The organism is Streptomyces sp. NPDC041191 (genome assembly GCF_055591945.1).
Genome location: NZ_JBVIZC010000009.1, coordinates 321,224 through 336,351, shown reverse-complemented (window position 1 = coordinate 336,351; position 15,128 = coordinate 321,224). Strand labels below are relative to the sequence as shown.

General features: G+C 73.2%; 13 protein-coding genes. 3 read left to right on the top strand and 10 right to left on the bottom strand.

What is annotated here, in order from left to right; genetic code table 11:
- Positions 1-53: 53 nt before the first annotated feature.
- The gene (locus ACZ6AQ_RS20140) at positions 54-1,481 is read left to right on the top strand and encodes a uracil-xanthine permease family protein (RefSeq protein ID WP_388698738.1); all 1,428 of its coding nucleotides are present in this window, start codon (positions 54-56) and stop codon (positions 1,479-1,481) included.
- 73 nt (positions 1,482-1,554) lie between these two features.
- Complete coding sequence (locus ACZ6AQ_RS20135; RefSeq protein WP_468760956.1) at positions 1,555-2,262, top strand: DUF5995 family protein; 708 nt, start codon at positions 1,555-1,557, stop codon at positions 2,260-2,262.
- Positions 2,263-2,277: 15 nt separating this feature from the next.
- Here the strand turns inward: ACZ6AQ_RS20135 and ACZ6AQ_RS20130 are convergent, their stop codons facing one another.
- The 4 genes from ACZ6AQ_RS20130 to ACZ6AQ_RS20115 form a co-directional block, all read right to left on the bottom strand.
- A complete protein-coding gene (locus ACZ6AQ_RS20130; RefSeq protein ID WP_468760954.1) occupies positions 2,278-3,987 on the bottom strand; it encodes a flavin monoamine oxidase family protein in 1,710 nt (569 codons plus the stop codon).
- A 54-nt stretch (positions 3,988-4,041) separates the two neighbouring features.
- Complete coding sequence (locus tag ACZ6AQ_RS20125) at positions 4,042-4,848, bottom strand: carbon-nitrogen hydrolase family protein (protein WP_468760953.1); 807 nt, start codon at positions 4,846-4,848, stop codon at positions 4,042-4,044.
- A gap of 279 nt (positions 4,849-5,127) precedes the next feature.
- Positions 5,128-5,583, bottom strand: coding sequence for an Lrp/AsnC family transcriptional regulator (locus ACZ6AQ_RS20120; RefSeq protein WP_015032260.1), 456 nt, complete (start codon positions 5,581-5,583; stop codon positions 5,128-5,130).
- 10 nt (positions 5,584-5,593) lie between these two features.
- Positions 5,594-7,105, bottom strand: a complete 1,512-nt coding sequence (locus ACZ6AQ_RS20115) for an amino acid permease (protein ID WP_468760952.1) — start codon at positions 7,103-7,105, stop codon at positions 5,594-5,596.
- A gap of 338 nt (positions 7,106-7,443) precedes the next feature.
- Between ACZ6AQ_RS20115 and ACZ6AQ_RS20110 the strand changes: the two genes are divergently transcribed.
- Positions 7,444-8,454 (top strand): GDSL-type esterase/lipase family protein, encoded by a 1,011-nt coding sequence (locus ACZ6AQ_RS20110; RefSeq protein ID WP_468760951.1) that lies wholly within the window; start codon positions 7,444-7,446, stop codon positions 8,452-8,454.
- Between the two features lie 70 nt (positions 8,455-8,524).
- Here the strand turns inward: ACZ6AQ_RS20110 and ACZ6AQ_RS20105 are convergent, their stop codons facing one another.
- The 6 genes from ACZ6AQ_RS20105 to fmt all read right to left on the bottom strand — a co-directional run bounded on the left by ACZ6AQ_RS20105 (position 8,525) and on the right by fmt (position 14,970).
- Positions 8,525-9,967, bottom strand: a complete 1,443-nt coding sequence (locus tag ACZ6AQ_RS20105) for a GuaB1 family IMP dehydrogenase-related protein (protein ID WP_468760950.1) — start codon at positions 9,965-9,967, stop codon at positions 8,525-8,527.
- A gap of 116 nt (positions 9,968-10,083) precedes the next feature.
- Positions 10,084-10,404 (bottom strand): barstar family protein, encoded by a 321-nt coding sequence (locus ACZ6AQ_RS20100; protein ID WP_468760949.1) that lies wholly within the window; start codon positions 10,402-10,404, stop codon positions 10,084-10,086.
- A gap of 89 nt (positions 10,405-10,493) precedes the next feature.
- Positions 10,494-11,510, bottom strand: coding sequence for a sugar-binding transcriptional regulator (locus ACZ6AQ_RS20095; RefSeq protein WP_468761017.1), 1,017 nt, complete (start codon positions 11,508-11,510; stop codon positions 10,494-10,496).
- Between the two features lie 155 nt (positions 11,511-11,665).
- The gene (gene rpe / locus ACZ6AQ_RS20090; RefSeq protein WP_468760948.1) at positions 11,666-12,364 is read right to left on the bottom strand and encodes a ribulose-phosphate 3-epimerase; all 699 of its coding nucleotides are present in this window, start codon (positions 12,362-12,364) and stop codon (positions 11,666-11,668) included.
- Positions 12,365-12,513: 149 nt separating this feature from the next.
- On the bottom strand, positions 12,514-13,926 hold the full coding sequence (locus tag ACZ6AQ_RS20085) for an RsmB/NOP family class I SAM-dependent RNA methyltransferase (RefSeq protein WP_468760947.1): 1,413 nt from the start codon (positions 13,924-13,926) through the stop codon (positions 12,514-12,516).
- A gap of 111 nt (positions 13,927-14,037) precedes the next feature.
- Complete coding sequence (fmt, locus tag ACZ6AQ_RS20080) at positions 14,038-14,970, bottom strand: methionyl-tRNA formyltransferase (RefSeq protein ID WP_468760946.1); 933 nt, start codon at positions 14,968-14,970, stop codon at positions 14,038-14,040.
- Positions 14,971-15,128: the final 158 nt, after the last annotated feature.

The window sequence follows — 15,128 nt, the reverse complement described above, 5'->3', positions numbered from 1 at the left end:
GATCTTTTGCGGTCATGACGCGACCGCCGGAACCGGAGAACGGGAGCGACCTCATGAACCTCGGCGTGCGCTGGACCCTGCACGGAGACGGGAGAACACCCGCTCCCGGGGCCGTCGTCCGCCCGGACGAGCGGCTCTCCTGGCCCCGGACCGTCGGACTCGGCGCGCAGCACGTCGTGGCGATGTTCGGCGCGTCCTTCGTCGCTCCGGTGCTCATGGGCCTGGACCCGAACCTCGCGATCATGATGTCCGGTGTCGCCACCGCGATCTTCCTGCTCGCGACCCGCGGCACGGTCCCGTCCTACCTGGGCTGCTCGCTCTCCTTCGTCGGTGTCGCCGCCGCCATCCGGGCGTCCGGCGGCACCAGCGCCACCGTGACCGGCGCGGTCCTGGTCGTCGGCGCCGTGCTCTTCCTCGCGGGCCTCGCGGTGCGGAGGTTCGGCGCGCGGATCATCCACGCGGCGATGCCCCCGGTCGTGACCGGCGCCGTCGTCATGCTGATCGGCTTCAACCTGGCCCCGGTCACCGCGTCCACCTACTGGCCGCAGGACCAGTGGACGGCGCTCCTGGTGATGCTGTTCACCGGTCTGGCCGTGGTCTGCCTGCGCGGTTTCTGGTCCCGGATCGCGATCTTCCTCGGCCTGGTCTTCGGCTACGCCCTGTCCTGGGTGCTCGACCTGGTCTTCGGGAAGATCCACTCGACGTCCCCGTCCGGCCAGGTGACCGACCACTGGCGGCTCGACCTCTCCGGCGTCCCGAAGGCCGACTGGATCGGCCTGCCCTCCTTCCACGGCCCCAGCTTCGAGTGGTCCGCGATCCTGGTGGCGCTGCCCGTCGTCATCGCCCTGATCGCCGAGAACGCCGGACACGTCAAGGCCGTCGGCGAGATGACCGGCGACTCCCTCGACGACAAGCTCGGCACCGCCATCGCCGCCGACGGCGCCGCCTCGATGCTGTCGACCGCCGTGGGCGGCCCGCCGAACACCACGTACTCCGAGAACATCGGCGTCATGGCCGCCACCCGCGTCTACTCGACCGCCGCCTACTGGGCCGCCGCCGGCTTCGCGCTGCTCTTCGGTCTCTGCCCGAAGTTCGGCGCGGTCGTCGCCGCCATCCCCGGCGGCGTCCTCGGCGGCATCACCGTCATCCTGTACGGCATGATCGGCCTGCTCGGCGCCCAGATCTGGATCAACGCCGGGGTCGACCTGCGCAACCCGCTCAACCTGGTCCCGGCCGCCGCCGGCATCATCATCGGCGTCGGCGGCGTGAAGCTGACCTTCACCGACACCTTCGAGCTGGGCGGCATCGCGCTCGGCACGATCGTCGTCATCACCGGCTACCACGTGCTGAAGGCGTTCGCCCCGGCCCACCTCAAGGAGCAGGAGCCGCTTCTCGACTCCGGCACCAGTTCGTACGAGGGCGCGGCCGGCCCGCGCGGGGACGGAAGCACGTCCGGCGGGAATCCGCCGCCGAAGGGCTGAGCGGTTCGCCCGTTCTGGGTAAGCCGGGCCCGGCGGGCTCCCCCGCGGGCCCGGCGGCTGGGAGCCTGCCCCCATGGCGCAGACCCAGCAGCTCGGGCAGCAGATCGGCCCCTTCCTCGCGGTCGACCCCGCGGTGGACCGGATGAGGGCGATCCGCTCGGCCCGGCACCCGGCCGACGGGGTCGCCGTCTTCAACCGGGTGTACCTCACCGTCACCGAGGAGATCGGCCACGCCATCGCGGCGGGCGCCTTCGAGGACCGGCGGGCCGCCGCCACCCTCGACGCGCGGCTCGCCGGGCGGTACCTCACGGCGGTCGACGCCGTCACCGCCGGCGCTCCGGTCCCCGCCTGCTGGCGGCCCCTCTTCCGCTACCGGCGCCACCCCGGCGTCCGCCCGCTCCAGTTCGCCCTGGCCGGGCTCAACGCCCACGTCGGCCACGACCTGGCGCTCGCCGTCGTCGACGCCTGCCGGGACCTGGAGTGCGCGCCCGCCGACCTGGAGGACGAGTTCGACCGGGTCGGCGACGTCCTCGTCCTCCTGGAGGAGCGCATCCGGGAGGAGCTGCTGCCGGGCCCGGAGGTCCTGGAGCTGGCGGACCCGCTCACCCACCTGCTCGGCTGCTGGAGCCTGGACCGGGCCAGGGACGGGGCCTGGCTCGCGGCGCGCTCGCTCTGGCAGCTCCGGGGGCTGCCGGAGCTGGCCGGGGAGTTCACGGAACGCCTGGACCGCTCGGTGGGCCTGGTGGGGCGGATGCTGCTCACGCCTCTGGCCGGGCCCTGACGGAGCCCCGCGGGCTCAGTCCTCCGGCAGCTCGACCGGGGCGATCTCGTCGTAGACGTCGCCCGGCCCCGGGTTGGTGGCGTCGGTCTCCCCGCCGAAGTGGCGCATGACGCCCCAGACCGCGTTCAGCGCGGTCTGGACGGCGCCCTCGGCCCAGCCGGCCGTCCAGGAGATGTCGTCGCCGGCGAGGAAGATGCCGCGCTTGTCCTCGGGCAGCCGGTCCTGCATGAAGTGGGTGAACAGGCGGCGCTGGTAGCGGTAGTGGCCCGGCAGGTTGGCCTTGAAGGCGCCCATGAAGTAGGGCTCGTTCTCCCAGGAGACCGTCACCGGGTTGCCGATGATGTGCTTCCGGATGTCGACCTGCGGGTAGATCTCGCCGAGCGACTTCAGCATGACCTCCATCCGCTCGTTCGCGGACAGCGGCAGCCACTTCAGGCTGTCGTCGCACCAGGTGTACGAGAGGCAGATCGTGGCCGGCCTGTCCGGGCCGTCGTCCAGGAGGTACGTGCCGCGGGTCATCCGGTCGGTCAGCGTCATCGACATGACGTCCCGGCCGGTCGGGTTCCCCTTGTCGTCGACGGCCTTGTCCAGCCAGAACGGCCGGTCCACGGGCACGAACAGCTTCGAGGACTCCATGTAGTGGGTCCGTTCGATCGCCGTCCAGTGGTCGATCGGGAAGAGCGAGTCGTCGCAGGCGATCTTGGAGAGCAGCATCCAGGACTGGGCGGTGAAGACCGCCGCGCGGTACGTCCGGATGTCGCCGGAGGCGTCGGTGACCGTGATCCGGTTGCCGGCGGTCCGGTTCAGCCGGGTCACGGCCGGCTTCGGGTCGCCGCCGTGCAGGGAGCTGAGCGAGGTGCCCTGCGCCCAGTGGACGATCTTCTCCGGCTCGCGCTCCCACAGGCGCAGCGGCAGCTGCTGCGAGCCGCCGACGATGCCGCGGTGGTGGTCGTCTGCCTCGGTGTAGACGACGCGGAGGATCTCCAGGATGGAGTTGGGGAAGTCGGTGTCCCAGCCGCCGGTGCCGAAGCCGACCTGGCCGAAGATCTCGCGGTGCCGGAAGGACTTGAACGCCTCCGACTCGCAGAGGAAGCCGTAGAAGGTCTGGTTGTCGAGCTTCTCGACCAGCCGCGACCAGATCTCGCGGATGCGCGGGACGTCGCGCTCGCGCATGGCCGTGTTCATGTCGGAGAAGTCGGCGCCCTCTTCGAGGCACCGGGCCCACGCGGCGGCGACGTCGCGGTAGACCTGCGGCAGGTCCTCGACGGTCTCGGCGTAGTGGGACTCGCCCTTGAGGTCGACCACGGTCGACGGGGTGGCCTCGGAGAGCGGGTTCGGGAAGGGCCTGGTCTCCAGACCGACCAGGTCGATGTAGTGCTGGAGCGCGGTCGAGGAGGGCGGGAAGCGCATGGCGCCCATCTCGGCGGTGAGCCCCTCGGTCCCGGCGCCCTCGAACCCGACGGTCCGCAGCCGGCCGCCGATCCTGTCGGCCTCGTAGACGACGGGCCTGAGGCCCATCTTCATCAGCTCGTACGCGGCGATGACGCCCGACAGGCCGCCGCCGATGACCGCCACCTCGGTGCCGTGCTCGGTCGCCGGTATCTGGCCGAGCCCGGCCGGGTGGGCCAGGAAGTCGTCGTAGGCGTACGGGAAGTCCGGACCGAACATGGTGATCGGCGGCTGCGCGTCGGTGTGCTGGACGGCGGTGGGCACCGTGGACGTCATGGGGTACGGACTCCTTGCACGGGAAAAGACAGGGTGGGGCGGGGGCGCGGGGGCTCAGACCAGGGGGCCGTAGAGGTCCGGGCGCCGGTCGCGGAGGTAGGGGTTCAGCTCGCGGGAGGCCGCCAGGAGGGCGGGGTCGGCGTCGCCGACGATCAGGTCCTCGCCGTGTCCGGCGCGGGCGCGGGCCGTGCCGTCGGGGGCGGCGAGCACGGAGAGGCCGACGAACTCGAAGTCGCCCTCGGGGCCGGTCCGGTTGGCGTACGCGATGTAGAGCTGGTTCTCGAAGGCGCGCACGGGGACGACGGACTCGGCGACGATCTGCGCGGGGTGCATGAGCGCGGTCGGCACCAGGAGGAGGTCCGTGCCGGCCAGCGCGTGCGCCCGTACGTTCTCGGGGAACTCGACGTCGTAGCAGATCATCAGGCCGACGGTGAGGCCACCGACCTCCGCCTGCACGACGCCGTCCCCGCCGGGCGTGAACCACTTCCGCTCGAAGGAGCCGTAGAGGTGGGTCTTGCGGTAGTTGGCGAGCGGAGTGCCGTCGGCGCCCACGAGCCGCAGGGAGTTGTGGAGGACGCCGTGCCGCTCGGTGTTCCGCTCCGGATAGCCATAGGCCACGGCCAGGCCGTGACGGAGGGCGACGGCCGCGACGGCGCGGGCGGAGGGGCCGTCGGCGGGTTCGGCCAGGCGGGCCATGTCGTCGCCGATGGCGTAGCCGGTGAGGAACAGCTCGGGGGCGAGCAGCAGGCCCGCTCCCGCGGCGGCGGCGCGGGCGGCGGCCTCGTCGAGGAGCTTGAGGTTGGCGGCCACGTCACCGGGCTCGCCGGAGCTCTGGAGCAGGGCGGTGCGCAGCGCGGGCATGGCGATCCTCGGGAGGTCCGGAGCGGAGGGGGGAGACGTCAGAAACGGTACGTTTCCGCCCTCGGCCGGGACAAGGCGCGAGCGTTGCGGACCGACCGTCGAACCGTTGCGCGATCGTCGTTCCGGGCGGCGATTCGTTGCGTACGGTGTCCGCCGGGAGGGTTCACCGGGCCCGCGCCGCTCCCGCAGGGCTCCAGGGGGCGGCCCGGCCGGGAGGGATCGCGGCCCCGCGCGGGGGCGGCCCCCACGACGCCGGGCGGAGTCCCCGAGGGGGACCGCTCACGCGGGCGAACCCGAGGAGAAGCGCCGCAGCAGCGGCGAGAGCACCAGGACGGACTTGGTGCGCTCCACGAAGGGCTCGCCCGCGATGCGTTCCAGGACGCGCTCGAAGTGGCGCATGTCCGAGGCGAAGACCTGGACGACGGCGTCCGCGTCGCCGGTGACGGTCGACGCGGACACCACCTCGGGGTACCGCTCCAGGCCCCGCCGGATGTCGTCCGGCGAGGTGTTGTGGCGGCAGTAGATCTCGACGAAGCCCTCCGTCTCCCAGCCGAGCGCCGCCGGGTCCACCCGTACGGTGAAGCCGGTGATGGCACCCTCGGCCCGGAGCCGGTCCACGCGCCGCTTCACCGCCGGGGCGGAGAGTCCGACGAGGGAGCCGATGTCGGCGTAGGAGCGGCGGGCGTCCTCCGCGAGGGCGTGGACGATGCGTTCGTCGAGGTCGTTGAGTCGCACTGCGGGTGGATCACTTCTCTGCTGAGGACACGGGGGTCGTCGAGGGCTCCGCGGGCACCGAGGGCCCGGTCGTGGCCAGTCGGGAGCGGCGCATGCCGTACAGGAAGTAGACCACGAGGCCCACGGCCATCCAGCCACCGAAATACTTCCAGGTGATCACGTCGAGGCTGAGCATGCTGTAGAGGCAGCAGAGGAGGCCCAGGACGGGGAAGACCGGTCCGAGCGGCACCTTGAACGAGCGGTCCATGTCGCGCCGGGTGCGGCGCAGCACCACGACGGCGACGTTGACCAGCGAGAAGGCGAAGAGCGTGCCGATGCTCGTGGCGTTGACCAGCTCGCCGAGCGGGACGGCGGCGGCGAGGACCCCGCAGAAGAGGGAGACGATCACCGTGTTGGCGCGCGGGCTGCCGGTCCTGGCGTGGACCTTGCCGAACACTTTGGGGACGAGGCCGTCGCGGGACATGGCGAAGAGGATGCGGGTCTGGCCGTAGAGGACGGTCAGCACGACGCTGGCGATCGACACGACGGCTCCGGCGGCGAGCAGCGTGCCCCAGAAGCTCTGGCCGGTCACGTCGTTCATGATCGCGGCGAGCGTGGCGTCGGTGCCCTCGAACTTCCTCCAGTCCCACGCGCCGATGGCGACGGCGGCGACGAGGACGTACAGCGCGGTGACGACGACCAGGGAGAGCATGATCGCCCGGGGCAGGTCGCGCTTGGGGTCCTTGGCCTCCTCGCCGGCGGTGGAGGCGGCGTCGAAGCCGATGTACGAGAAGAAGAGGACGGCCGCCGCCGCTCCGACGCTGTCACGGCCGAGCGGCAGGAAGTCGGCGTAGTTGCCGGACTCGAACCCCATGAAGCCGACCGCGCAGAACAGCGCCAGCGAGACGATCTTGACGAACACCATGATCGCGTTGGCGCGGGCGGACTCCTTGGCACCGCCCAGCAGGAACACCATCGCGAGCACGACGACGATCAGGGCCGGCAGGTTGAACACGCCGCCGTCGCCGGGAGGCGCGCTCAGGGAGGCCGGGAGGGTGACGCCGATCGTCCCGTCGAGCAGTTCGTTGAGGTAGTCGCCCCAGCCGACGGCCACGGCGGCGACGGAGACGCCGTACTCCAGGAGGAGGCACCAGCCGCACACCCAGGCGATCAGCTCCCCCATGGTTGCGTACGCATACGAGTACGAGGACCCGGAGACCGGGATCGTACCGGCCAGTTCGGCGTACGAGAGGGCCGAGAAGAGCGCCGTGAGCCCGGCGAGGACGAAGGCCACGGTGACGGCCGGGCCCGCCTTGGGCACGGCCTCGCCGAGGACGACGAAGATGCCCGTGCCGAGCGTGGCGCCGATGCTGATCATGGTCAGCTGCCCCATCGAGAGGGAGCGGCGAAGACTGCCGCCCTCTCCCTGCCCGCCCTCGTTGACCAGGGACTCCACCGGCTTGCGGCGGGTGAGGGCGTGAAGGGCGGAGGGCTTGGGGGCGACCGTGTCGTCGGCCGGTGGGGCTGCGCCGTGGTCCAGCACTGCGGAGGCTCCTTATCGCTGCCTGCGGAGGTGGGGCGGTGACCGCGGCGGTGCGCGGGCATGCCGGAGCACGCCCGCGGGGACGGGGACCGCCGAGCGGGCGGTCGCCGCCACTCCTGGTACGGGGCACGAGCCTAAGGGGCGGAGTTCGCACCCGTAATGCAGGGTTGTTGCGCAAGGGCGGCTGATCATTGCGCACTCGGGACACGAACGGGGGAACATTGCGCCGACCCGCATGAATCCGTACATCGGGGGCATGGAGCGACCACGCAACGCAGGGGCGCCTGTGCCGGGCGATCCGCTCCGCGAGGCCGGCGACCCCACGATCGGAGGCCCCGGTGGACTGGCTCGACCCGGAACCGTTCCTGCGCGGTACCGCCTGGCTGGACGGGAAGCGGCCCGTCCGGGCCGACCCCGACGATCTGGCACGGCTGCCGTGGGACGTCGCGGCCCGGGCCGAGCTGCCCATCGGCGTGCGGATCGGGTTCACGGCCGCACCCGGCACGCGCGCGGTGGAGCTGCGCTACCGGGCGGTCGTCCCCGACGACGACGATCCGCTGCGCGACCTGCGCCACTGCTTCGCGCTCTGGCGGGGGGCGCGCTTCGTCGGGGAGACCTGCGTCGCCCCGGCCGCCGAGACCACCGTCGAGCTGTCGCTCCCCCCGGGCGGCGGCGTCTTCACCGTCCACCTGCCGGAGGGCCAGGCCCCCGTGCCGCTCGGCCTGCGGGCCGTCGGCGGCGCCCTCTCCCCCGCGCCGCCCCTGCCCCGCTGGCTCGTCCACGGCGACTCCATCACCGAGGGCTGGTGGGCGACCCGCCCGGCCAGGGCCTGGCCCGCCGCGGCGGGCCGCCTCCTGGGGCTCGACCCGGTCAACCTGGGGTACGCGGGCGCGGGGCGCGGCGAGCTCCCCCTCGCCGAGCACCTGGCGCGGCTCCCGGGCGACGTGATCACCCTCGCCTTCGGCACCAACTGCTGGTCCCGGGCCCCCGCGACGGCCGACTGGCTGTACGAGACCGTCCGGGCCTTCGTCGGCCTCGTCCGCCGGGGCCACCCCGACACCCCGCTGCTGATCGTCTCGCCCGTCCTGCGCCCGGAGGCGGAGCACACCCGCAACGCCCTCGGCGCCACCCTCGTGGAGCTGCGCCGGGCCATGGAGCGGGCGGGCCGGGATCTGGCGGCCGAGGGCGACGGGCACCTGCTCGTCCTGTCCGGCGGGCCGCTGCTCGGCCCGGAGCACCTGGCGGACGGCCTGCACCCGAACGACCGGGGGCACGCCCGGATCGCGGCCGCGGTGGCCGAGGTGCTGGCCGAGGTCCTGCCCCTCCCGGTCGCGGCGCCGCTGCCGTGACCCGTACGGGGACGGCCGTGGCCCCCGGGAGGGAACTCCCGGGGGCCACGGCCGTGCGGACGCGCGGGGCCTAGCTCCAGCTGGCGTGCAGCGGCTTGCCCTCGGCGTAGCCGGCGGCGGACTGGATGCCGACCACGGCCTTCTCCTCGAACTCGGCGAGCGAGCCGGCTCCGGCGTAGGTGCAGGAGGAGCGGACACCCGCGACGATCGAGTCGATCAGGTCCTCGACGCCCGGACGCTGCGGGTCGAGGAACATGCGGGAGGTGGAGATGCCCTCCTCGAACAGCGCCTTGCGGGCACGGTCGTAGGCGGACTCCTCGGAGGTCCGGTTCTTGACGGCGCGGGCCGAGGCCATGCCGAAGGACTCCTTGTAGAAGCGCCCCTGGGCGTCCTGCTGGAGGTCGCCCGGCGACTCGTACGTGCCGGCGAACCAGGAGCCGATCATCACGTTGGACGCGCCGGCGGCGAGCGCCATGGCGACGTCGCGCGGGTGCCGGACGCCACCGTCGGCCCAGACGTGCTTGCCGTACTTCTTCGCCTCGGCGGCGCACTCCAGGACGGCCGAGAACTGGGGCCGGCCGACGCCGGTCATCATGCGGGTGGTGCACATGGCGCCGGGGCCGACGCCGACCTTGACGATGTCGGCGCCCGCCTCGATCAGGTCCCTGACGCCCTCGGCGGCGACGATGTTGCCGGCGACGACCGGAACCCGGGGGTCGAGCGCCCGGACGGTCCGGACGGCGGAGATCATCGACTCCTGGTGGCCGTGCGCGGTGTCGATGACGAGCGTGTCGACGCCCGCGTCGAGCAGCAGCTTGGCCTTGCCCGCCACGTCGCCGTTGATGCCGACGGCGGCGGCGATGCGCAGACCGCCCTTCTCGTCGACGGCGGGGGTGTAGAGGGTCGCGCGGAGCGCGCCCTTGCGGGTCAGGATGCCGGCCAGCCTGCCGTCGGCGTCGACGGCCGGGGCGTAGCGCCGGTTCGCGGCGTCGAGGGTGTTGAACGCCTCGCGCGGGTCGATGTCCGCGTCCAGGAGGAGCAGGTCCCTGGACATGACCTCGGAGAGCTGGGTGAAACGGTCCACCCCGGAGAGGTCGGCGTCGGTGACGACGCCCACCGGGCGCCGGTCCCCGTCGACGACGACGGCGGCGTCGTGGGCCCGCTTGGGCAGCAGGGAGAGCGCGTCGGCGACGGTCTGGTGCGGCTCCAGGACGATCGCGGTGTCGAGGACGTGGTGGCGGCTCTTCACCCACGAGACCACGTCGGTGACGACCTCGATCGGGATGTCCTGCGGGATGACGACCATGCCGCCGCGGCGGGCGACGGTCTCGGCCATCCGGCGGCCGGCGATCGCGGTCATGTTGGCGACGACCAGCGGGATCGTCGTCCCGCTCCCGTCCGGCGAGGAGAGGTCCACCGCCTGGCGGGAGCCCACGGCCGAGCGGCTCGGCACCATGAACACATCGTCGTACGTCAGGTCGTAGGGCGGCTTGACGTCATTGAGGAAACGCACGTGCTGACATCCCAGTCGTTCGGATCGGCCCCTAGGCATTTCAGCCAGGGGAAAAAGCACGTAGTTCATTGTCACACGCCTGTACGCATACCAGACCCGGGCCGATCGTCCGAGGCTCACGGCAGGGGGTTCGTGCGATCCTCCGAAAGACCTCCCGGGGAGAGGAGGACGGAGAGGCGCCCGGGACTCCCGTCGGCGGCCGTGGCGAAGACCTCCTGGGCGGTCTCCCACTCGCGCGGCCGGGCCCCGGCGTACTCCCGCCGGCCGATGACCACGAGGACGACCGGTCCGGGCAGGTCGGCGAGGGAGTCGGCCAGGGCGTCCCAGTTGCGGCCGAACCGTCCGGGCAGCGCGAGCGCCTCGGCGCAGCGGTCCATGAGGGCGGCCTTGTCCGTGACTCCGGTCAGGTCGAGGACGACGGGGTCGTCAAGCCTCATCCGCGACCACCTCCCGGAAGGTCTCGTAGTGGTCGTCGGTGTAGTACGTCTCGCCGTCCCGTCCGGTGACGATCCGGCGCGCCCTGCGCTCAGTCGCCGTCGGGGTCCGTCCGGTCGAGTGCCGGGTGGGTGCCCGGGCTGGACTCGGTGAGCAGGTAGTCCGCCGCGGCGCGGTCGGTCACCAGGCTGGTGACGAGTCCGGAGCGGAGCACCGCGCCGATCGCCGCCGCCTTGCGCTGGCCGCCGGCGATGGCCACGACCTCGGGGATGCGGCGCAGCCGGTCCGCCTCGACGGTGATGCAGCGCTCGCCCAGGTCGCGGCCGACCCGGCGCCCGTCGGCGTCGAAGAGGTGCGCGGACATCTCGGCGGCGACGCCGAGCGAGGCGTAGTGGGCCCGCTCCTCGTCGGAGAGCATGTCGTGGACGGTCGAGATGCCCGGCTCCCAGGAACCGATGGAGACGCAGGCGACGGTCACCTTGTCGAAGTAGTCGAAGGCCCGCGCGATGCCCGTCTGGCCGCGCAGCGCGGCGGCCGTCGCGGGATCGGGAAGCAGCATGGGGGCGTAGATCGGGTGGGCCTCGCCGCCGGACACCTGGGCGGCCCGGCGGACGGCCTCGACGGAGCCGCGCTCGGCGGTCCCGGCGTCGTACACCCCGGTGAGCTGGACGACCGTGCAGGGAGGCAGGCGGTCGAGGGCCGCCGCCATGTGGATGGTGGAGCGGCCCCAGGCCAGGCCGAGGACGTCGCCCTCGGTGACCAGCTCGCCGAGCAGGTCGGCGGCGACCTCGCCGAGGTTCTCCGGGTCGGGCGACTCGTCCTCGCCCTCCGCCGGGGACTCGACGACGACGGCGTGGCGCAGGCCGTAGCGGGCGCGGAGCGCGTCGGAGCGCTCGGCGTCCAGCTCGGCCGGCACACGGATCTCGATCCGCACGAGGTCGCGCTCCAGGGCGGTCTCCAGGACCCGGGCCACCTTGAAACGGCTCACGCCGAACTCCTCGGCGATCTGGATCTTGGACTTGCCCTCCAGGTAGAAGCGGCGGGCCATGGCCGCCGCCTGCACCAGCTCCGCGGGGCCCATCCGCAGGGCTGACCGTCCCGCCGACATACCCGCCACCGCGATCTCCTCACTGCTGTTCACGTACCGCTTGCGCACGTACCGCTGTTCACGGACCCGAAGTCGTTCACCCTCCGGACCCGCTGTTCATCCTGTCAGAAACGACGTGCCTTGATCAGTCCTGCCGACGGCCCGACGGGCCGCGTTCACCTGCCGGAGACTCCGTGGCCACACGCCCACGCGGCGGAGGCCGTCGCGGTCTCGGCGCGGTGGCGCAGCGAGGCGACGGCGGCGGCCGGGTCGGCCGCTCCGTACACCGCCGAGCCCGCGACGAAGACGTCCGCGCCCGCCTCGGCGCACCGCTCGATCGTGGACTCCGCGACCCCGCCGTCGACCTGGAGCCACAGCTCCAGACCGTGCTTGGAGATCAGCTCGCGGGTGCGGCGGATCTTGGGCAGCATGATGTCGAGGAACGCCTGACCGCCGAAGCCGGGCTCGACGGTCATGATCAGCAGCATGTCGAGTTCGGGGAGAAGATCCTCGTACGGCTCGACGGGCGTGGCCGGCCTCAGCGCCATCGAGGCGCGGGCGCCCTTGGCCCGGATCTCCCGCGCCAGCCGCACGGGGGCCGCCGCCGCCTCGACGTGGAAGGTCACCGACCCGGCGCCCGCCTCCACGTACTGCGGGGCCCAGCGGTCGGGTTCCTCGATCATCAGGTGGCAGTCGAGGGGGGTCTCCGTGGCCCGGGCGAGGGCCTCCACGACCGGCACGCCCAGCGTCAGGTTGGGCACGAAGTGGTTGTCCATCACGTCGACGTGCAGCCAGTCGGCGCCTTCGACGGCCTTGGCCTCCTCGGCGAGCCGGGCGAAGTCCGCGGACAGGATGCTGGGGTTGATCTGCGCCATGGGCCAAGCCTCCCACGTTCTTGGGCGGTTCTTTGCCGCCGGGCGGTTTCGATGCGGGCCCGGACCCGAATCGGTACGAACCGATGGGCCCGGGACCTGTACAGACCGGGATATTGCGGTCGGGTGATCGAAGGGTGGGAGGCCCGGGATCAGGCGGTACGGCGCAGCAGCGCCAGGTACATGGCGTCCGTACCGTGCAGATGCGGCCACAGCTGGACGTCCGGTCCGTCGCCGAGCGCGGGGACGCCGGGCAGCAGCGGGCGGGCGTCGATCAGCTCGGCACCGCCGGTCTTCTTGAGGACGTCGTCGACGACCACCCGGGTCTCGGCCAGGTGCGGCGAGCAGGTCGCGTACCCGACGACGCCGCCGACGCGGACCGCGCCCAGCGCCTCGGTGAGCAGGGCGCGCTGGAGCGGGGCGAAGCCGTCCAGGTCCTCGGGGCGACGGCGCCAGCGGGCCTCGGGGCGGCGGCGCAGGGCGCCGAGCCCGGAGCACGGCACGTCCATCAGGACCCGGTCGAAGGAGCCGGGGCGCCACGGCGGACGGGTGCCGTCGGCGGCGATCACCTGGTACGGGCCGGGGTTCCCGGCCAGGGCGCGCTCGACCAGGCGGGCGCGGTGCGGCTGCTTCTCGGAGGCGAGGAGCGCGGCACCCCGCCCGGCGGCGAGGGCGGCGAGGAGCGCGGCCTTGCCGCCGGGGCCCGCGCAGCCGTCGAGCCAGCGGGCGTCGGGACCGTCGAGGGGCGCGTTCGCGAGGGCGAGGGCGACGAGCTGGCTGCCCTCGTCCTGGACGCCGGCCCGTCCCTCCTTCACCGCCTCGATGGCACCGGGCTCGCCGCCCTCGGCCATCCGCACGGCGTACGGGGACCAGCGGCCCGGCAGGGTCTCGGTGGCCCCGGCCAGCTCCTCGGTGGTGGAGCGGCCGGGGCGCGCGACGAGGGTGACCTCGGGGCGCTCGTTGTCCGCCTCCAGGAGGTCCTCGATCCCCGCGCGGCCGCCGCCGAGCGAGTCCCAGAGGGCGGAGACGACCCAGCGGGGGTGCGAGTGGACGACGGCGAGGTGGTCCTCGGGGTCCTCGTCGTACGGCGGGGCGACCCGCTCCACCCAGGCGTCGAGGTCGTGCTGGGAGATCTTCCGCAGCACGGCGTTCACGAACTTGGCCCGTCCGTCGCCGAGGACCACCCGGGCCAGCTCGACGCTGGCGGAGACGGCGGCATGGGTGGGGATGCGGGTCCCGAGCAGCTGGTGCGCGCCGAGCGCGAGCACGTCGAGCACGGGCGGGTCGACCTCGCGCAGCGGCCGGTCGACGCAGGCGGCGACGATCGCGTCGTACGTGCCCTGGCGGCGCAGCGTCCCGTACACCAGCTCGGTCGCGAGGGCCGCGTCCCGGCCGTCGAAGTCGCCGCCCTCGCGGGCCTTCCTCAGGAGCGGCGGCAGCACCAGGTTCGCGTAGGCGTCCCGCTCGTCCACCGCCCGCAGCGCCTCGAAGGCGAGCATCCGGACGGGGTCCTTCTTCGGCTTCCGGTAGGGCTTGTGGGGACGGCGACGTGCCTGCTCGCTCAAAGGTGCTCCGCGTGACGAAATGACGGGGTCGAACCCTTCCAGCCTACGTCCGCAGCGACCCCGGCCGTACCCGGGGCCGCTGCGGGCCCTGGCCCCGCCCGCGCTCCGGGGCTACGCGCCCAGCCGCTCCCCGGGGGCAATCCGCACGCCCCGGGCCCAGTCGGCGGCCTTCATGGGCTTCTTGCCCTGCGGCTGGACCCAGAGGAGTTCGACGGCGTACGAGCCGGTGCCCGCGTACACGTTGTTCTTGCCCGCCGACAGCTCGCCGGGGGCCAGGTCGGTGCGGTCCGGCAGGGGGGCGACCTGGATCAGCTTCAGGCGCTCGCCCCGGAAGACGGTCCAGGCGCCGGGGGCGGGGGTGCAGCCGCGCACCATCCGGTCCACCCGCAGCGCGGGGGCGGCGAAGTCCACCTGGGCGTCCTCCACCTGGATCTTCGGGGCGAGGGTGACGCCCTCGGCGGGCTGCGGGACGGCGCGGAGCGTGCCGTCCTCGATGCCGTCCATGGTCGCGGCGAGCAGCCCGGCGCCGGCGAAGGCCAGCCGGGTGAGCAGGTCGCCGCTGGTGTCGGTCGGGCGGACGTCCTCGGTGACGACGCCGTAGACCGGCCCCGAGTCCAGGCCCTCCTCGATGAGGAAGGTGGAGGCGCCCGTCACCTGGTCGCCCGCCATCAGCGCGTGCTGCACGGGCGCGGCGCCGCGCCACGCGGGCAGCAGCGAGAAGTGCAGGTTGACCCAGCCGCGGGCCGGGACGTCGAGGGCGACCCTGGGCAGCAGCGCGCCGTACGCGACGACCGGGCAGCAGTCCGGCGCGATCTCCCGCAGCCGGGCGAGGAAGTCCTCGTCGCGGGGCCTGGCCGGCTTGAGGACCTCGATCCCCGCCTCCTCCGCCCGCTGGGCCACCGGGCTGGCGACGAGCCGCCGGCCGCGTCCCGCCGGGGCGTCCGGACGGGTGACCACGGCGGCCACCTCGTGCCGCCCGGAGGCGAGCAGGGCGTCCAGGGCGGGAACGGCGACCTCGGGGGTGCCTGCGAAGACGAGCTTCATGGATGGCGACTGCCTGTCTCTCCGGGGGCGTTGGGGCGACGCACCAGTCTAGGGCGTGGGCCGGAAGCGGCGTCGTCCGCCCGGGGAGCCCGGCGGTGTCCGGCGGTGTCCGGCGGTGTCCGGCGGTGTCCGGCGGTGTCCGGCGGTGTCCGGCGGTG